The organism is Streptomyces sp. NBC_01445, assembly GCF_035918235.1.
Taxonomy (GTDB): Bacteria; Actinomycetota; Actinomycetes; order Streptomycetales; family Streptomycetaceae; genus Streptomyces.
Map to the genome: position 1 here is coordinate 3,831,375 of NZ_CP109485.1, position 17,200 is coordinate 3,848,574.

Genomic DNA, 17,200 nt, shown 5'->3' on the forward strand with positions numbered 1-17,200 from the left:
ACATTCGGGAAGGCGCGGGTCGGGGGAGAAAAAAGAAGGGCCCGAGCCCCCACACGGGTGACTCGGGCCCCACCACGTACCAAGAACTAGTCGGTCAGGTTCACGGAGCGCGCGGACGTCGCGCCGATCTCGTCACCCAGCTCGCTGAGCACCCCGGCGGGAACCGTGTCGTCGACGGTCAGGACGGCCAGCGCCTCGCCGCCCAGGTCCGCACGGGCGACCTGCATACCGGCGATGTTGATGCCCGCCTCGCCTAGCACGCGGCCCACGGTGCCGACGACACCGGGACGGTCCTCGTAGCGCAGGACGACCATGTGGTCGGCCAGGGCGAGGTCCACGTCGTACTCGCCGACGGCGACGATCTTCTGGAGGTGCTTGGGACCGGCCAGCGTGCCGGAGACCGAGATCTCCTCGCCGCCGGTCAGCGTGCCGCGCACGGTGACGACGTTGCGGTGGTCCGGGGACTCGGAGCTCGTGGTGAGGCGGACCTCGACGCCGCGCTCCTGTGCGAACAGCGGAGCGTTCACGTACGACACCGTCTCGTCGACGACGTCCTCGAACACGCCCTTCAGAGCGGAGAGTTCGAGCACCTTCACGTCGTGCTGCGTGATCTCGCCGTAGACCTCGACGTCGAGGCGGGCCGCGACCTCGCCCGCGAGCGCGGTGAAGATCCGGCCGAGCTTCTCGGCGAGCGGCAGGCCCGGCTTGACGTCCTCGGCGATGACGCCGCCCTGGACGTTCACCGCGTCCGGGACGAGCTCACCGGCGAGCGCGAGCCGCACGGAGCGGGCGACGGCGATACCGGCCTTCTCCTGCGCCTCGTCCGTGGAGGCACCGAGGTGCGGGGTGGCCACGACCTGGTCGAACTCGAACAGCGGGGAGTCCGTGCAGGGCTCCTTCGCGTACACGTCGAGGCCGGCGCCGGCGACGCGGCCCTCCTTGAGCGCCGAGTACAGCGCCGCCTCGTCGACGATCCCGCCGCGCGCGGCGTTGACGATGCGGACGGTCGGCTTGACCTTGCGCAGCGCGTCGTCGCCGATGAGGCCGACCGTCTCGGGGGTCTTGGGGAGGTGCACGGTGATGAAGTCGGAGACCTCGAGCAGCTCGTCGAGGGTGAGGACCTTGACGCCCATCTGGGCGGCGCGCGCGGGCTGCACGTACGGGTCGTACGCGACGACCTTCATGCCGAAGGCCGACATGCGCTGCGCGACGAGCGCGCCGATGCGGCCGAGGCCGACGACGCCGAGGGTCTTCTCGGCCAGCTCGACGCCCGTGTACTTGGAGCGCTTCCACTCGCCGGCCTTGAGTGCCTGGCTGCCCTGCGGGATGTTGCGCGCGGTGGCGATGAGCAGGCCGCAGGCGAGCTCGGCGGCGGTCACGATGTTGGAGGTCGGGGCGTTGACGACCATCACGCCGGCCTTGGTGGCGGCGGAGACGTCGACGTTGTCGAGGCCGACGCCGGCTCGTGCGACGACCTTCAGCTTCTTCGCGGCGGCGATCGCCTCGGCGTCGACCTTGGTGGCCGAGCGGATCAGGATCGCGTCGACATCGGCGATGGCCGGGAGCAGCTCGGCCCGGTCTCCGCCGTTGCACTGGCGGATCTCGAAGTCAGGGCCAAGAGCGTCGACGGTCGCGGGAGACAGCTCTTCCGCGATGAGTACGACAGGTTTGCCGGTTGCAGCAGTGCTCACGTGAGTCCTCACAAGTCCCATTGCGGACGGCCGTCCCGACGGCCGCAGGCGGTGGAGGGGTGTCAGCGGCGCCGGGGAAGTGCGGGTGCGTTCCCGCGTCGTTCGCAGACGCCGGGGCATGAATGCACTTCTTCGATGTCGCTGTGCCGCGTGGTAGACGCACGACGCTGTGGGCCCGACGCGAATGTGTTCTGCAGTCTAGTGGCGCTTCGGAGGTGGTCTTGCGCCTCCACGGAAGGATCACCCGTCCGTGGCTGGACACGGTGGACAACCAAGTTGACACGGGCCGTCCACCTCGACGAGGGGGCCGGGGCGATTGCCCCGGCCCCCTCGTCGCAAGGCTTACGCCTCGTCGTTGTCCACCCAGCTCATGAGCTTGCGGAGCTCCTTGCCGGTGGTCTCCAGGAGGTGGTTCTCGTCCTGGGTCTTGTACTCGTTGTACTTCTTCAGGCCCGAGTGGTACTCGTCCATCCAGTTCTTGGCGAACGTGCCGTCCTGGATCTCGGCGAGGACCTTCTTCATCTCGGCCTTGGTGGCGTCCGTGATGATGCGCGGGCCGGTGACGTAGTCGCCCCACTCGGCGGTCTCGGAGATCGACCAGCGCATCTTCTCCAGGCCGCCCTCGTACATGAGGTCGACGATGAGCTTCAGCTCGTGGAGGCACTCGAAGTACGCGATCTCCGGCTGGTAGCCGGCCTCGGTCAGCGTCTCGAAGCCCGCCTTGACCAGCGCGGCGGTGCCACCGCAGAGAACGGCCTGCTCACCGAACAGGTCGGTCTCGGTCTCCTCGGTGAAGGTCGTCTTGATGACGCCGGCGCGGGTGCCGCCGATGCCCTTCGCGTAGGAGAGGGCCAGCTCGAAGCCGTTGCCCGTGGCGTCCTGCTCGACGGCCGCGATGCACGGAACGCCGCGGCCCTCTTCGTACTGACGGCGCACCAGGTGACCCGGGCCCTTGGGCGCGACCATCGCCACGTCCACGTTGGCCGGGGGCTTGATGAAGCCGTAGCGGATGTTGAGGCCGTGGCCGAAGAACAGCGCGTCGCCGTCCTTCAGGTTGTCCTTGATGGACTCCTCGTAGACCTGGGCCTGGATCGGGTCCGGGACCAGGATCATGATGACGTCGGCCTCGGCGGCGGCCTCGGACGGCGTCACGACGCGCAGGCCCTGCTCCTCGGCCTTGGCCTTGGACTTGGAGCCCTCGTGCAGACCGACGCGGACGTCGACACCGGAGTCACGGAGCGACAGCGCGTGGGCGTGGCCCTGGCTGCCGTAACCGATCACCGCGACCTTGCGGCCCTGGATGATGGACAGGTCGGCATCGTCGTCGTAGAACAGCTCGGCCACTGGATTTTCTCCTTGGTGTGCAGGTGTTGCGTCCCACCGTACGGCGGGATTGCGGAGGGAAGTTCTCGGGTCTCGGTATACGAGAGGGTGCTCGAAAGCGCCTGGGGGCTCAGGCCGTGCGGTCGAGCGCCCGCAGGCTCCGGTCGGTGATGGAGCGCGAGCCGCGGCCGACCGCGATGGTGCCCGACTGGACGAGCTCCTTGATGCCGAAGGGTTCCAGCATCTTGAGCATGGCTTCCAGCTTGTCGCTGGAGCCGGTGGCCTCGATGGTGACGGCCTCCGGGGAGACGTCCACGGTCTTGGCGCGGAACAGCTGGACGATCTCGACGATCTGCGAGCGCGTCTCGTTGTCGGCGCGGACCTTGGCGAGGACGAGCTCACGCTGGACGGCGTGGCCCTGCTCCAGTTCGACGATCTTCAGGACGTTGACCAGCTTGTTGAGCTGCTTCGTGACCTGTTCGAGCGGCAGGTCCTCGACATTCACCACGATGGTGATGCGGGAGATGTCGGGGTGCTCGGTGACGCCGACCGCCAGGGAGTCGATGTTGAACCCGCGGCGGGAGAACAGTGCGGTGATCCGGGCGAGGACACCTGGCTTGTTCTCGACCAGGACGGAGAGCGTGTGCTTGGACATGGCTCTTGGTCTCTCTTTCGCTCTCGGTCTCAGTCGTCTTCGTTGTCGCCGAAGTCGGGGCGGACCCCGCGGGCGGCCATGACTTCGTCGTTGGAGGTGCCTGCGGCGACCATCGGCCACACCATGGCGTCCTCGTGGACGATGAAGTCCACGACGACGGGGCGGTCGTTGATGGAGTTGGCCTCTGCGATGACCTTGTCCAGGTCCTCGGGGCGCTCACACCGGATGGCGTAACAGCCCATGGCCTCCGACAGCTTGACGAAGTCGGGGACGCGGGTGCCCTTGTTGTCCTTGACGTCGTCGGGGCCGCTGTGGAGCACGGTGTTGGAGTAGCGCTGGTTGTAGAACAGCGTCTGCCACTGGCGGACCATGCCGAGGGCGCCGTTGTTGATGATGGCGACCTTGATCGGGATGTTGTTGAGCGCGCAGGTGGTCAGTTCCTGATTGGTCATCTGGAAGCAGCCGTCGCCGTCGATCGCCCAGACGGCCCGGTCCGGCATGCCGGCCTTCGCGCCCATCGCGGCGGGCACCGAATAGCCCATCGTTCCGGCGCCGCCGGAGTTGAGCCAAGTGGCGGGCTTCTCGTACTGGATGAAGTGCGCGGCCCACATCTGGTGCTGGCCGACGCCCGCGGCGAAGATCGTGCCCTCGGGCGCGAGCTGGCCGATCCGCTCGATGACGTTCTGCGGTGAGAGCGAGCCGTCCTCGGGCTGGTCGTAGCCCAGCGGGTAGGTGTCGCGCCAGCGGCTGAGGTCCTTCCACCAGGCGCTGTAGTCACCCTTGTGGCCCTCGCTGTGCTCCTTCTGCACGGCCTGGACCAGGTCGGCGATGACCTCGCGGGCGTCACCGACGATCGGCACGTCGGCGACGCGGTTCTTGCCGATCTCGGCCGGGTCGATGTCGGCGTGGACGATCTTCGCGAACGGGGCGAAGCTGTCCAGTTTGCCGGTGACGCGGTCGTCGAAGCGGGCTCCGAGGGCGACGATCAGGTCGGCCTTCTGCAGCGCGGTGACGGCGGTGACCGCACCGTGCATGCCCGGCATTCCCACGTGCAGCGGGTGGCTGTCGGGGAATGCGCCGAGCGCCATCAGGGTGGTGGTGACGGGCGCTCCGGTGAGCTCGGCGAGGACCTTCAGCTCGGCCGTGGCGTGCGCCTTGAGCACACCGCCGCCGACGTAGAGGACCGGCCGCTTCGCGGCGGTGATCAGCTTCGCGGCCTCGCGGATCTGCTTGGCGTGCGGCTTGGTCACCGGGCGGTAGCCGGGCAGGTCCTGCTGCGGCGGCCAGGAGAACGTCGTCTGCGCCTGCAGCACGTCCTTCGGGATGTCCACGAGGACCGGGCCGGGACGGCCGGTCGAGGCGATGTGGAATGCCTCGGCGATCGCCTTCGGGATGTCCTCGGCCCTGGTGACCAGGAAGCTGTGCTTCGTGATCGGCATCGTGATGCCGACGATGTCCGCCTCCTGGAAGGCATCCGTGCCGATGGCCTTGGTCACGACCTGACCGGTGATCGCGACCAGCGGGACGGAGTCCATCATGGCGTCCGCGATCGGCGTCACCAGGTTCGTCGCACCCGGACCGCTCGTCGCCATGCAGACGCCGACCTTGCCGGTGGCCTGCGCGTAGCCGGTGGCCGCGTGCCCCGCGCCCTGCTCGTGCCTCACGAGAACGTGCCGCACCCGGGTCGAGTCCATCATCGGGTCGTACGCGGGAAGGATCGTGCCGCCGGGAATGCCGAATACGGTGTCGACCCCGACCTCCTCGAGCGAACGGATGAGGGACTTCGCACCCGTGACGTGCTCGACGGGGGCGGACTGCTGTCCTCGGGGCCGCGGCTGCGGATGGTGGGCCCCGGTGGCCTGCTCGGTCATCGGCATTCTCTTCTCGATGCTGAGGGTTTTTGCGAGGTTTGTGCGGTGTTCGGTTACTGGACTACACGCGCTTGTGCAACAAAAAACCCCTCGTGCCGTGAGGCAAGCGAGGGGAGCGCGCCGGTGCGGTTGCTGGGATCCGGTGTTCGGACCGGTGGGCCCCAGCTTCAGCCGACGCGCTTTCCAAGTACGAGAATTCGGGTGCGCATGGCATTGACCCTCTCTCCGGCGCACTATGCGTGTCAAGTAGGTGGGATGGGGGTCTCATTATGTGAGCGGAGCAGGGTCGTCCGGGCGGACGGCAACGGTGCGCCCGCGAACACCGGCTCGGCCGGACCGCTCGGCACCGGGTAGTTCCCCGAGGCCAGCGCGCGGCGCAGCCGGTACTCGTCGAGCGGCCCGGAGAAGGCCATCCCCTGTCCATGTGTGCATCCCATGGCGCGCAGTGCGACGACCTGCTCGGGCAGGTCGACGCCGTCGGCCACGGAACTCAGGCCGAGATCGCCTGCGATGCGCAGCAGACCACTGGTGATCTTGTGCAGACGGGCGGACTCCACCACCCCTTCCACGAGGCTGCGGTCGAGTTTCAGCACATCGACAGGGAGCCTGCGCAGCGCCGTGATGGCCGCGTATCCGCTGCCGAAGCCGTCGAGGGCGATCCGGATACCGAGTCGGCGCAGCGCGGTGAGACGGCGTTCCAGCTCGTCCAGGGGCACCCTGGGGTCGCTGTCGGCCAGCTCGATGACCAGCGCGCCCGAGGGCAGCCCGTGCCGGGTCAGGAGCGCCTCGATGGAGCCGAGAGGCAGCGACCGGTCGAGGAGCCTGCGGGCGCTGATCCGGACGGCCACGGGTACGGCATGGCCTCGGCGCCCGCGCTCGGCGGCCTGCTCGACGGCCTCCTCCAGCATCCAGCGGCCGAGCTCGGCGGTGCGCTCGCCCTCCTCGGCTGTGCGCAGGAACTCGGCGGGCGTGAACAGGATGCCCTGGGTCGAGCGCCAGCGGGCCTGCGCGGCGACCGACGCGATCCGGCCCGTGTCGAGGGAGACCACCGGCTGGTGCAGCAGGGCGAACTCGCCCTCGTGCAGGGCGGTGCGCAGCCGCGTGGCGAGCTCCGCCTTGCGCACGACATCGGCCTGCATCTGGGGCGCGTACAGCTCCACCCGGCCCTTTCCTGCGGCCTTCGCCCGGTACATCGCCAGGTCCGCGTTGCGGAGCAACTCGCCTGCGGAAACGTCGGGTTCGGCGAAGGCGACACCGATGGAGGCGGCCACCCGGACATCGTTGCCGTCGATGGTGTACGGCTGCGAGAGGGTGACCCTGAGACGGTCCGCGAGCTCGTAGATGTGCTGCTCACGTGCTGTGTCGTCGCGGCTTCCGTCGCCGACGATCAGCGCCGCGAACTCGTCGCCTCCCAGGCGGGCGGCGGTGTCTCCCGAGCGCACGGATTCGGCCAGCCGCCGGGCGGCCTGGACGAGGAGTTCGTCGCCCGCCTGGTGGCCGATCGTGTCGTTGACCTGTTTGAAGCCGTCGAGGTCGATGAAGAGGACGGCCGTGCCGCGGTCGGTGGCGCGGCGGCCTCCCAGCGCGCGGCCGACCCGCTTGGTGAACAGGGCGCGGTTGGGCAGGTCGGTGAGCGGGTCGTGCTCGGCGTTGTGCTGCAACTGCGCCTGCAGACGCACCCGTTCGGTGACGTCCCGGCTGTTGAGGATGAGGCCGCCGTGGTGGCGGTTCACCGTCGACTCCACGTTCAGCCAGGCTCCGGCGCCGGAGTGGAAGCGGCACTCGATACGGGTCGTGGGCTCCTCGATCTGGCTCGCCGCGAGGAAGCGGCGCAGTTCGTGGACCACGCGCCCGAGGTCCTCGGGATGGATGATCGAGGCGAGCTCGGACCCGACGAGTTCCTCGGCGTCGCGCCCGTAGACCCCGGCGGCGGCCGGGCTGACGTATCTGAGGATGCCGTTCGGAGCGGCGATCATGATGACGTCGCTGGAGCCCTGCACCAGGGAGCGGAAGTGGTTCTCCTTCTGCGCCAGCTCCTGGGTGAGGGTGATGTTGTCGAGGAGCATGATGCCCTGGCGCACGACGAGGGCCAGGACGACGGTGCATGCCGTGAAGAGGACCACGCGGTCCACACTGTGGCCGTTCAGGACGTTGTAGAGAATCCCCAACGTGCAGACGGCGGCGGCCAGATAGGGCGTGAGCGCCGCGAGCGATCCGGAGATGGGGCGGGTGACCGGGTACCGCGCGAACGCGGGCCCTCCGTCGTGCTCCCCGCGCCGCGGCCCCACCCAGGGCGCGTACGCGAGCAGCAGCGACCCGGCGAACCAGCCGGCGTCGAGGATCTCCCCCGAGTGGTAGCTCGCGTGCAGCAGGGGCGAGGTGAACAAGGCGTCGCACATCACGGTCAGGGCGAGTGCGCCGATCGCGGTGTTCACCGCCGAGCGGTTGCCGGGCGAACGGCGGAAGTGCAGCGCGAGCACCATGCTGACCAGCACGATGTCGAGGAGCGGGTACGCGAGGGAGAGCGCGGTACGGGTGACGCTCTGCCCCTCGAACCGCGCGGTGTGCGCGAGGGCGAGGCTCCAGGACAGCGTGATCAGCGAGCCGGCGATGAGCCAGGAGTCGAGCGCGAGACAGACCCAACCGGCCTTGGTGAAGGGCCGCTTGGCGAGGACGAGCAGTCCTACGACGGCGGGCGGTGCGAAGCACAGGAAGAAGAGGTCGGCGAGGCTCGGGGTCGGCACCGGGCGCTGGAGGACGACCTCGTACCAGCCCCACACCCCGTTTCCCAGGGACGCCATGGCGGAGGAGACCGCGAACAGGATCCAGGCCGGTCGAAAGCGGCTGCGCCGGCTGCGCGCGTACGCGAAGTTCGACACGGCGGCGACCGCGGCGGCGGCGCTGAGTCCGAAGTCACCCATGAACAGGGCGAGCCGCTCGGATCCCCAGCCGAGCACGGACCCCGTGGCGTACCCGGCGCACAGGAGCGCGAGCACGAGCTGTGAGCCGAGGCTGGCCCCTCCGCCCTGGAAAAGGCGGCGGCCTGCGATCACGGCTCCGGGGGCGCTCACGGGGACACTCCGGTCCGTGCCGCCCCCGTGTCCCGGTGTCCGTGCTCTGCTCGCTGAGGCCTCCGGCGTCCGCCGTTCCTGTGGCGTCCGCCCCTGCGGCTGCCGTGGCAGCTGGGCCGGCTTGTGCGGACCGGTGCGCGCGCGGGTCGTCGCCGGCGGCCCCGCCGCGTCGGATCGTTCGCCCATAGGCCGTGCATCGCCCGTCGCCCCCCTCGCAGTCCCGGTCGTCCGTGCCCGGCGCCGAACTCTCCACGGCGCTACCCCAGTCGGGACGATACACCAGACTCGTCACTCAGGGACAGGGCCCCTCTACTCTCCGTGACGACCAGCGGCGATGCGCGCACGGGGCGCATCCGACCGGGCGCGGAGCGTGTGCACGGGCGTGTGGAGTCGGGCCGGGAGGCGGCGGATGGGCCTCTCCGGAGCCCGCCCTCAGTCCGTCGTCAGGACGACGTTCTCGAGCGGTTCTCCCGCCGCGAACCGGGTCAGCTGTGCGGCGAGCAGGCGCTTGGCCCGCGGCCAGAAGGCGGATGTGGAGCCGCCGACGTGCGGGCTGACGAGTACTCCCGGAGCGTGCCACAACGGGTGCCCCTGGGGCAGGGGTTCGGGATCGGTGACGTCGAGGGCTGCGGTGATCCGGCCGCTCTCCAGTTCGGCCAGGAGCGCCTCGGTGTCGACGACGGCCCCGCGCGCGACGTTCACGAGCAGGGCACCGTCCTTGAGTCGTGCCAGGAAGCCGGCGTCGGCGAGACCCCGCGTCGCCTCGTTGAGCGGCGTCGAAAGGATCACCACGTCCGCGTCGGGGAGCAGGGCGGGCAGTTCGGTGAGCGGGTGCACGGGGCCGCGCGCGGTCGTGCGGGCAGAGCGTGCGACGCGCACGACCCGCGCGCACTCGAAGGGAGCGAGCCGGTCCTCGATGGCGGAGCCGATCGACCCGTACCCGATGATCAGTACGACCTTGTCGGCGAGCGCCGGATAGAAGCCGGACCGCCACTCCTCGCTCTCCTGTCCCCGCACGAAGCCGGGGATGCCCCTCAGGGACGCCAGGATCAGGGCGAGGGTGAGCTCGGCGGTGCTCGCCTCGTGCACACCGCGCGCGTTGCACAGCCGCACGCCCGACGGGAGCGACTTGAGGCCTCCCTGTACGTGGTCGATGCCGGCGGAGAGCGTCTGCACGGCCCGTACGGACGTCATCTCGGCCATGGGCCGTACGCCGACGTCCGCGCCCTTCATGTAAGGGACCACGTAGAAGGCGCAGTCGGCCGGGTCGGCGGGGAAGTCGGGGCCGCCGTCCCAGAAGCGATAGTCGAGCCCCTCGGGAAGCCCGGGGACCTCGTCCTCACGGAACGGGAGCCATACGTCGGCGGATACCTCAGCACTCATGGTCAGGAGGCTAATGGGAGGTGGGCTGTGCGCGGCGGGCCGGGTCCCAGAGGTTAGTTTGGGTGCCTCTCGAACACGCAGGGGGAGGCTACTTCCAGGTGGAGCGCAGGACGATCGGGGCGGCAGCGCTCGAGGTGGGCGCGATCGGGCTCGGGTGCATGCCGATGAGCTGGGCCTATACCGGCTCGCGGCAGCGGGGGGACGAGTCCGTACGCACCGTGCATGCCGCGCTGGACCGGGGGTCGACCCTGCTGGACACGGCGGACATGTACGGGCCGTTCACGAACGAGTTGCTGCTCGGACGGGTCCTGAAGGAGCGCCGCGGCGACGCCTTCGTGTCGACCAAGTGCGGGCTGCTCGTCGGTGAGCAGCACATCGTCGCCAACGGCCGGCCCGGGTATGTGAAGCGGGCCTGCGACGCGTCGCTGCGGCGGCTCCAGACGGACACGATCGATCTGTACCAGTTGCACCGCGCCGACCCCGAGGTGCCCGTCGAGGAGACGTGGGGCGCCATGGCGGAGCTCGTGGGCGCGGGAAAGGTGCGGGCGCTCGGGCTGTGCGCGGTGGGGGCGCGGGCGACGCGGCGGGGCAGGGCCGGGCTGCATGCGGGAACGATCCGGCAGCTGGAGCGGGTGCAGCAGGTGTTCCCGGTCAGCGCGGTGGAGGCCGAGCTCTCGGTGTGGTCGCCGGACGCCCTGGAGACACTGCTGCCGTGGTGCGAGACACGGGGCGTGGGGTTCCTCGCCGCGATGCCTCTGGGCAACGGCTTCCTCACGGGCACGCTGACGCCCGGGCAGGGCTTCGAGCCGGACGACCTGCGGGCCCGGCATCCCCGGTTCACCGCGGAGATGATGGCGGCCAACCAGCCGATCGTGGCGGGCCTGCGCCGGATCGCCGCGCGGCACGGGGAAGCGGTGACTCCGGCGCAGGTGGCGCTGGCGTGGGTGCTGGGGCGCGGGCGGCACGTGGTGCCGGTGCCGGGTGCCAAGCGGGAGCGCTGGGCGGCGCAGAACGCGGAGGCTGCGGAGCTGCGGCTCACTGACCGTGACTTGGCGGAGATCAGGGAGCTGCCGCGGGCTCGGGGGTCTTGGGACTGAGGCTCGGGGTGCTTTTTTTGGGGGCTGTGCGAGCGGCGGGCGGGAGCGGGTTGGTCCGAACGCGTCGGGGTTGATCGGGAACCTGCGGGGTGGCTGCGGTGTATGAACAGTAGAACCGCAGCGCAGAACAGCAGCCCAGTCCGCAGCGTCGAGGGGATCCGATCGTGCGACGTCCAGGTGTGCAGCCCGTGTTGGCCGTGTTGGCCTGCGCCTCGATCCTTTTCACGGCGGGGTGTTCCTCGGGCGACGACGGCTCGTCGGACACCCGGCACAGCGCCTCCCCCGGCTCGTCCGAACCGGGCACGTCCGCTTCCGGGGGCGCGGGGGGCGGCAACGCTCCGGCGGAGGGCTCGGTGAAGGTGGTGCGCACGGTCGCCGAGGGCCTGAATTCCCCCTGGGGTCTGGCCCCGCTGCCGGGCGGCGGTGGCCTGCTGGTGTCCTCTCGGGACGAGGCGACGATCACGCGGGTCGATACGCAGACCGGCAAGAAGACCGAGGTCGGCACCGTGCCCGGAGTGGTCCCCGGCGGCGAGGGCGGACTGCTCGGCCTGGCCCTCTCCCCGTCGTTCGCCTCCGACCACTGGCTCTACGCGTACTTCACCGCGAAGTCCGACAACCGCATCGTGCGGATGAGGTACGACGCGAAGAAGCCGCCCGGCGATCAACTGGGCGCGCCCGAGACGGTGTTCACGGGCATCCCGAAGGGCTCGAACCACAACGGCGGGCGCATTGCGTTCGGCCCGGACAAGCTGCTCTACGTGGGCACGGGCGAGACTTATGTGAAGAAGTACGCCCAGGACAAGAAGTCCCCGGGCGGCAAGATCCTCCGGATGACCCCGGACGGCAAACCGGCGCCAGGAAACCCCTTCGGTGACTCCGTGGTCTATACGTACGGTCACCGCAACGTGCAGGGGCTCGCCTGGGACAAGGACAAGCGGCTGTGGGCGTCGGAGTTCGGCCAGGACACGTGGGACGAGCTCAACCTGATCGTGCCGGGTGACAACTACGGCTGGCCCGATGTGGAGGGCAAGAGCGGCAAATCCGGGTTCCACGATCCGGTGGCCGTGTGGCACACGTCCGAGGCTTCTCCGAGCGGCATCGCCTACGCGGAGGGCTCGGTCTGGATGGCGGGCCTGAGAGGCGAGCGGCTGTGGCGGATCCCTCTGAAGGGGGCGCGGGTGGCGGCCGAGCCACAGTCCTTCCTCATCGACGACGCGACCGAGCAGGGCAAGTACGGGAGGCTGCGGACGGTGGTCGCCGCGGGCGGGAACAAGCTGTGGCTGATGACGAGCAACACGGACTCGAGAGGCACGCCACGCAAGGGCGACGACCGGATTCTGGAGCTGGAGGTGTCCTGAGGGGGCCGGTCCTTGGCAGGGCGGGAGCGGTAGCGCTCAGGTCTCGTCGTCGGAGGGGGCGGTGGGGTCGGGGTCGTGCGCGGAGTCGTGACCCGGGTCGCGGCCGGGGTCGGTCGTTGGGGTCGCGCTCGCCCCGGGGGCCGACTCGGGCGGCTCCGTCGCCGCTGTCTCCGGTCCCTCCGTCGGGTCCGGTGGGGTCTGGTTGGGGACGCGGACCAGCACCTTGCCGGAGGTGAGGTCTATGGGGCCGCGGCCCGGGTCGCCGTCGTTGAGGTCGACGCGGGTCAGCTCCAGCCGCTTGCGTTCCTCGTCGGTGTGCTTGCGGCCGGGCGAGAACAGCTCCTCGAACATGTTGAACACGGCGCCTCCGGGTGGCCGAAACCTCATTCCAGCGTACGACAGCGCGAATTTTCACCCTGCGTGATCAGCCCGTCGGCGCGAACAGCCTCAGGCGGTGGGCCACGGCGGCTGCCTCACCGCGGCCGGCCACGCCGAGCTTGGCCAGGATGTTGGAGACATGAACGCTCGCCGTCTTCGGGGAGATGAAGAGCTCCTCGGCGATCTGGCGGTTGCTGCGTCCGGCGGCGACGAGGCGCAGGACGTCGCGTTCGCGGCTGGTCAGGCCGAGTTCCTCGGCGGGATCGGCGGGCATCTGGGGGCGTGGTGCGGCGGGGTTCAGGGTGAGGCGGGCACGCTGCGCGAGCAGGGCGACCGATTCCGTGAGCGGGCGCGCCCCGAGGTGGTCGGCGACGGCTCCGGCGAGCCGCAGCAGTTCCGTGGCCCGCTCCCGCTCGTCGTCGAACGTGGCGGCGGCCGCGAGGAGGGACTCCGCGGCGCGGAAGCGGACGCGGGCGAGGTCGTAGGGGCGGTCGAGCGACTCGAAGGTGGTGAGGGGATGGGACCAGTCGTCAGGGGTGTCGCGGCCTTCGGCGCGCAGGAGTTCGGCGCGGAGCCACTGTTCGTGGGCGAGCCACACGGGCATGGGGGTGGCCAGGCGCTTGGCGGCCGTGCGGATGCGGTCGACGGCTGCGGCGCGTCCGGGCTCCGCGGCCGGCAGGCCCCGCGCGTCGGCCTCGGCGACGGCGGCCGAGACGAGGAGGGTCCAGGCGTAGCGCTGGTTGCTCGGCGGGACGCCCTCGGCGACGACGCGGGCGAGTTCGGCGCGGGCGTCGAGGAGCCCCTGGGTGCCGCCGGCGGCCGCCGCGATGCCCACGGCGAGGGCGGACAGGGGCAGGGTGTACTGGGGCATCGTGTCGTGAGTGCCGTAGTGGGCGCGGGCGGTGGCGAGCTGGGCGGCCGCCTCGGCGTGGTCGCCGCGGGCGAGAGCGACGGCCGCGAGGCGGGTGGCCGCCGTGCCGCGTGGCTTGGCGCTCAGAGCGGAGGACCGCAGTGCCGTGTCGACGGCGACTTCGGCCTCGGTCCAGCGGCCCAGGGAGGTGAGGGACTCGGCCATGTTGGTCAGGACCCAGCCCTCCGTGTCGAGGAGCCCGTACCGGCGGCACAGGTCCATGCCTGACTCGGCAACGGTCACGGACTCGAGGGAGCGGCCCGCGCCCTCCAGGACGGAGGCGAGATTGATGTGGACGCGGCCGACCTGCGGGACGAGGCCGATCTCGACGACCCGGTCGCGGACGGCGTACATCTCGGCGAAGCCGCGGTCGATCTCGCCCGCGTCGACGAGGAGGCCGCCGAGAGTGAGTCTGGCGTTCAGCTCGATGTCCTCGGCCTTGACCATGCGGGCGTATTCGACGGCCCGTTCGGCGGCGGCCAGGGTCTCCTCGCCGGGGTTGTGGAGCATGCCCCAGGAGGCGACGTTGGTGAGGACCTCGGCGTGCACCTCGGACGGCGGCAGTCCGCGTACGAGTTCCTGGGCGGTGGCGATCTCGGCCCAGCCGTCGCCGCGGCCGAGGGACGAGACGAGACGAGAGCGCTGGATCCAGAACCAGGCGGCGCGCAGGGGGTCCTTCTCGTCGTCGGCGTCGTCGATGAGGCGCAGGGCGCGTTTGATGATTTTCAGGGCGCGATCGCGTTCGCCGCACAGGCGGCCCGCGACGGCGGCCTCGGCCATCAGGTCGAGATAGCGCAGGGGCGTAGTGGCGGGGTCGCAGCCGCAGGGCGGATAGACCTCGGTGTAGTCGACGGGGCGCAGTGCGGCGCGGATGTCCTCGGGGGCCTCGTCCCAGAGGTTCATCGCCCGTTCCAGGAGCCGCAGTTGCTCGGAGTAGGCGTGCCGGCGGCGAGCCTCGACGGACGCGTCGAGGACGGCGGGCAGTGCCTTGGCCGGGTCGTGGGCGTGGTACCAGTAGCTCGCGAGGCGCGTGACGCGTTCGTCGGCGCGGACGAGCGAGGGGTCGGCCTCGAGCGCCTCGGCGTAGCGGCGGCTGAGGCGGGAGCGTTCGCCGGGCAGCAGGTCGTCGCCGACGGCCTCGCGGACCAGGGAGTGGCGGAAGCGGTAGCCGTCCCCGTCGGGGGTGGCGAGCAGGATGTTGGCGCCGACGGCGGCGCGCAGAGCCTCGATCAGTTCGTCCTCGCCGAGCCGGGCGACGGCGGCGAGCAGCGCGTACTCGACGGTGGAGCCGCCCTCGGCGACGATCCTGGCCACGCGCTGGGCGTCGTCGGGAAGGCTCTCGACGCGGACGAGGAGCACGTCGCGCAGCGTCTCGGACAGGCCGGTGCAGCTGCCCCCGCTGGTGGCGACGGCCAGTTCCTCGACGAAGAACGCGTTGCCGTCGGAGCGCTCGAAGATGTCGTCGACCTGGGCCTGTTCGGGCTCGGCCGCGAAGATCCCGGCGATCTGGCGGGACACCTCGTCGCGACTGAAGCGGTCGAGTTCGAGGCGGGTGACGGTGCGCAGGCGGTCGAGTTCGGCGAGGAGCGGGCGCAGGGGGTGACGGCGGTGGATGTCGTCGGCGCGGTAGGTGGCCACGATGACTAGGCGGCCGCTGCGCAGCGTACGGAAGAGATAGGAGAGGAGGTGGCGGGTGGAAGCGTCGGCCCAGTGGAGGTCCTCCAGGATGACGAGGACGGTGCGGTCGGCGGCGACGCGCTCCAGGAGACGGGCCGTCAGCTCGAAGAGCCGGGCCATGCTCTGCTCGTCGTGGCGTCCGTCGCGTCCGGTCGGCGCCGGGGAGAGTTCGGGCAGGAGCCGCGCGAGTTCGGTCTCCTGTCCGGCGGCCGCAGCGACGAACTCCTCGGGCAGCAGCCGGCGCAGGGCCCGCAGAGCGGTAGAGAAGGGGGCGAACGGAAGCCCATCCGCACCGATTTCGACGCAGCCGCCGAGCGCGACGACGGCGCCCTCGCGGCGTGCGGCGAGCGCGAACTCCTCGACGAGACGGGTCTTGCCGACCCCCGCCTCCCCGCCGAGCAGCATGGCCTGCGGCTCCCCCGTGGTGGCACGGGCGAACGCCTTGTTGAGTACGCCCAGTTCGCCGGCGCGGCCGACGAACACCGGGCTGACGCACCTGGTCTCCACAGGGGGGAGCATCGCACAGGGGTCCGACGCAGCGGCACCCGTTATCGCCGAGGGCAGAGTCGGGCGCGGGTCAACGACCTCGATATGCCTGTCGGCCGCGTTGAAGGTGGAGGTGAAGTGGAAAGGGAGGACCACACCCGTGTGGCCCTCCCCCTGCTCTGCCGTCATCGTCAGGCCGCGCGTGCGAAACGGGAGCGGCGTGAGCGCGGACTGTTCACCCGCCCCTCCGTGTCCTGGCCGGAAGAGGCGGCGCGGCGCTCCGCGCGCCGGTTGCGCCGGGCTTCGCGGGCCTCGCGGACCAGGCGGTTGTGCTCGGCCTGGCGGACCAGTTCGGCGGCGCGGATCTGGTGGATCTCGTACTCGTACATCTGGTGCTCCCTGGTGGCGAGTGGGTTTCGGCTTCGCTTTCTGCGATGCCTCAACACTCGTCTCCCAGGGGGGTCCGCCACATCGGGAGAGTGCCGCATGTTCCGGGTACGGGGTGCCTTAGACGTAACTCAGAGGTCCTCAGAGATCCTCAGACCGGCCTGAGTCGCCCTGAGGTACCCCCGAGGAACGACTCAGGAAGAGGCCGAGGGGAGCGCCATCAGGATGTCGGTGTACTTCGCCACGGCGAGAAGGAGGCCGAGGATGCCGAGGGAGACGCCCGCCCAGGCGACCGACTTGATCCACACGGCCTGCGGCTTGCCCGGGGCGCCGAACGCGGGCCTGGCCAGGACGACCGCGCCGACGATCAGCGCGAGAAGGGCGAAGATTCCGCCGACCAGGGCGGTGGCGTGCCACGAGTCGCCGTAGACCTCGGAGACCTGCTTGGCGACGCTCGCACCCTGCGAGGTCTGGAGCTGGCCGATCAGGGACTCGCGGGCCGAGGCGACGGTCGCGACCCAGCTGCCGCTGAGCGCGACGACGCCGAGTGCGGCGGAGACGACGGCGCCGGCGCCCTGTCCCGCACCGGAGGAGTCCTCCACGGGCGCGGCGGGCGCGAACGGCTCGTCGTCGAGATCCGCGTCTGCGTCCCCGTCCGTGCCCTCGGCCGCCTCGACGGCATCGGTGGCTTCAGTCTCCTTGGTGGCCTCAATGACCTCAGGGGTCTCGGAAGCAGCCTCAGTGGCCTCGGCGGTGGTGGCCTCAGCGGTCTCGGCCGTCTCGTCATCAGTCTTCGTAACCATGCCCCGCACCGTACGGACGGAGTCTGAGAGCTCTCTTAACGAGCTGAGTCCGGGCTGAGACCGGCCTGTGCCGGGCCTGTGTGCGGCGGGGGCACTCGTCCGATCAGGCG

12 protein-coding genes are annotated in these 17,200 nt (G+C 70.5%); 2 read left to right on the plus strand and 10 right to left on the minus strand.

Annotated features, from left to right (window positions below; genetic code table 11):
• Nucleotides 1-86: 86 nt before the first annotated feature.
• The 6 genes from serA to OG574_RS17350 form a co-directional block, all read right to left on the minus strand.
• Entirely contained in the window at nt 87-1,712 is a 1,626-nt protein-coding gene (gene serA / locus OG574_RS17325; protein WP_100594988.1) for a phosphoglycerate dehydrogenase, read from the minus strand.
• 321 nt (nt 1,713-2,033) lie between these two features.
• Nucleotides 2,034-3,035 carry a ketol-acid reductoisomerase gene (gene ilvC / locus OG574_RS17330; RefSeq protein WP_326773974.1) on the minus strand — a complete coding sequence of 334 codons (1,002 nt, stop codon included), beginning with the start codon at nt 3,033-3,035 and terminating at the stop codon, nt 2,034-2,036.
• A gap of 109 nt (nt 3,036-3,144) precedes the next feature.
• On the minus strand, nt 3,145-3,669 hold the full coding sequence (ilvN, locus tag OG574_RS17335; protein WP_100594986.1) for an acetolactate synthase small subunit: 525 nt from the start codon (nt 3,667-3,669) through the stop codon (nt 3,145-3,147).
• Between the two features lie 29 nt (nt 3,670-3,698).
• Nucleotides 3,699-5,540: an acetolactate synthase large subunit gene (locus OG574_RS17340; RefSeq protein ID WP_326773975.1), complete on the minus strand. Its 1,842-nt coding sequence runs from the start codon at nt 5,538-5,540 to the stop codon at nt 3,699-3,701.
• Nucleotides 5,541-5,782: 242 nt separating this feature from the next.
• Nucleotides 5,783-8,797 carry a putative bifunctional diguanylate cyclase/phosphodiesterase gene (locus OG574_RS17345; protein WP_326773976.1) on the minus strand — a complete coding sequence of 1,005 codons (3,015 nt, stop codon included), beginning with the start codon at nt 8,795-8,797 and terminating at the stop codon, nt 5,783-5,785.
• Nucleotides 8,798-9,043: 246 nt separating this feature from the next.
• Nucleotides 9,044-9,994 carry a 2-hydroxyacid dehydrogenase gene (locus tag OG574_RS17350; protein ID WP_326773977.1) on the minus strand — a complete coding sequence of 317 codons (951 nt, stop codon included), beginning with the start codon at nt 9,992-9,994 and terminating at the stop codon, nt 9,044-9,046.
• Between the two features lie 98 nt (nt 9,995-10,092).
• Here OG574_RS17350 and OG574_RS17355 point away from each other — a divergent pair, with 98 nt between their 5' ends.
• Nucleotides 10,093-11,091: an aldo/keto reductase gene (locus OG574_RS17355; RefSeq protein ID WP_326778519.1), complete on the plus strand. Its 999-nt coding sequence runs from the start codon at nt 10,093-10,095 to the stop codon at nt 11,089-11,091.
• 179 nt (nt 11,092-11,270) lie between these two features.
• The gene (locus OG574_RS17360; RefSeq protein WP_326778520.1) at nt 11,271-12,449 is read left to right on the plus strand and encodes a PQQ-dependent sugar dehydrogenase; all 1,179 of its coding nucleotides are present in this window, start codon (nt 11,271-11,273) and stop codon (nt 12,447-12,449) included.
• A 36-nt stretch (nt 12,450-12,485) separates the two neighbouring features.
• Here OG574_RS17360 and OG574_RS17365 read toward each other — a convergent pair whose 3' ends face one another.
• From OG574_RS17365 to OG574_RS17380, 4 genes are all read right to left on the minus strand, one after another.
• Nucleotides 12,486-12,800: a DUF6191 domain-containing protein gene (locus OG574_RS17365; RefSeq protein WP_326778521.1), complete on the minus strand. Its 315-nt coding sequence runs from the start codon at nt 12,798-12,800 to the stop codon at nt 12,486-12,488.
• Nucleotides 12,801-12,873: 73 nt separating this feature from the next.
• Nucleotides 12,874-15,933 carry a helix-turn-helix transcriptional regulator gene (locus tag OG574_RS17370; protein ID WP_326773978.1) on the minus strand — a complete coding sequence of 1,020 codons (3,060 nt, stop codon included), beginning with the start codon at nt 15,931-15,933 and terminating at the stop codon, nt 12,874-12,876.
• 158 nt (nt 15,934-16,091) lie between these two features.
• Complete coding sequence (locus OG574_RS17375) at nt 16,092-16,289, minus strand: hypothetical protein (protein WP_326773979.1); 198 nt, start codon at nt 16,287-16,289, stop codon at nt 16,092-16,094.
• 192 nt (nt 16,290-16,481) lie between these two features.
• The gene (locus OG574_RS17380; protein WP_326773980.1) at nt 16,482-17,090 is read right to left on the minus strand and encodes a hypothetical protein; all 609 of its coding nucleotides are present in this window, start codon (nt 17,088-17,090) and stop codon (nt 16,482-16,484) included.
• Between the last annotated feature and the right edge of the window lie 110 nt (nt 17,091-17,200).

What these genes read in the sequence shown, in the direction of transcription:
- serA (WP_100594988.1), bottom strand. Translation starts at nt 1,712, where the DNA reads ATGGGACTTGTGAGGACTCACGTGAGCACTGCTGCAACCGGCAAACCT.
- ilvN (WP_100594986.1), bottom strand. Translation starts at nt 3,669, where the DNA reads ATGTCCAAGCACACGCTCTCCGTCCTGGTCGAGAACAAGCCAGGTGTC.
- OG574_RS17340 (WP_326773975.1), bottom strand. Translation starts at nt 5,540, where the DNA reads ATGACCGAGCAGGCCACCGGGGCCCACCATCCGCAGCCGCGGCCCCGA.
- OG574_RS17345 (WP_326773976.1), bottom strand. Translation starts at nt 8,797, where the DNA reads ATGGGCGAACGATCCGACGCGGCGGGGCCGCCGGCGACGACCCGCGCG.
- OG574_RS17350 (WP_326773977.1), bottom strand. Translation starts at nt 9,994, where the DNA reads ATGAGTGCTGAGGTATCCGCCGACGTATGGCTCCCGTTCCGTGAGGAC.
- OG574_RS17365 (WP_326778521.1), bottom strand. Translation starts at nt 12,800, where the DNA reads ATGTTCGAGGAGCTGTTCTCGCCCGGCCGCAAGCACACCGACGAGGAA.
- OG574_RS17370 (WP_326773978.1), bottom strand. Translation starts at nt 15,933, where the DNA reads ATGCTCCCCCCTGTGGAGACCAGGTGCGTCAGCCCGGTGTTCGTCGGC.
- OG574_RS17375 (WP_326773979.1), bottom strand. Translation starts at nt 16,289, where the DNA reads ATGTACGAGTACGAGATCCACCAGATCCGCGCCGCCGAACTGGTCCGC.
- OG574_RS17380 (WP_326773980.1), bottom strand. Translation starts at nt 17,090, where the DNA reads ATGGTTACGAAGACTGATGACGAGACGGCCGAGACCGCTGAGGCCACC.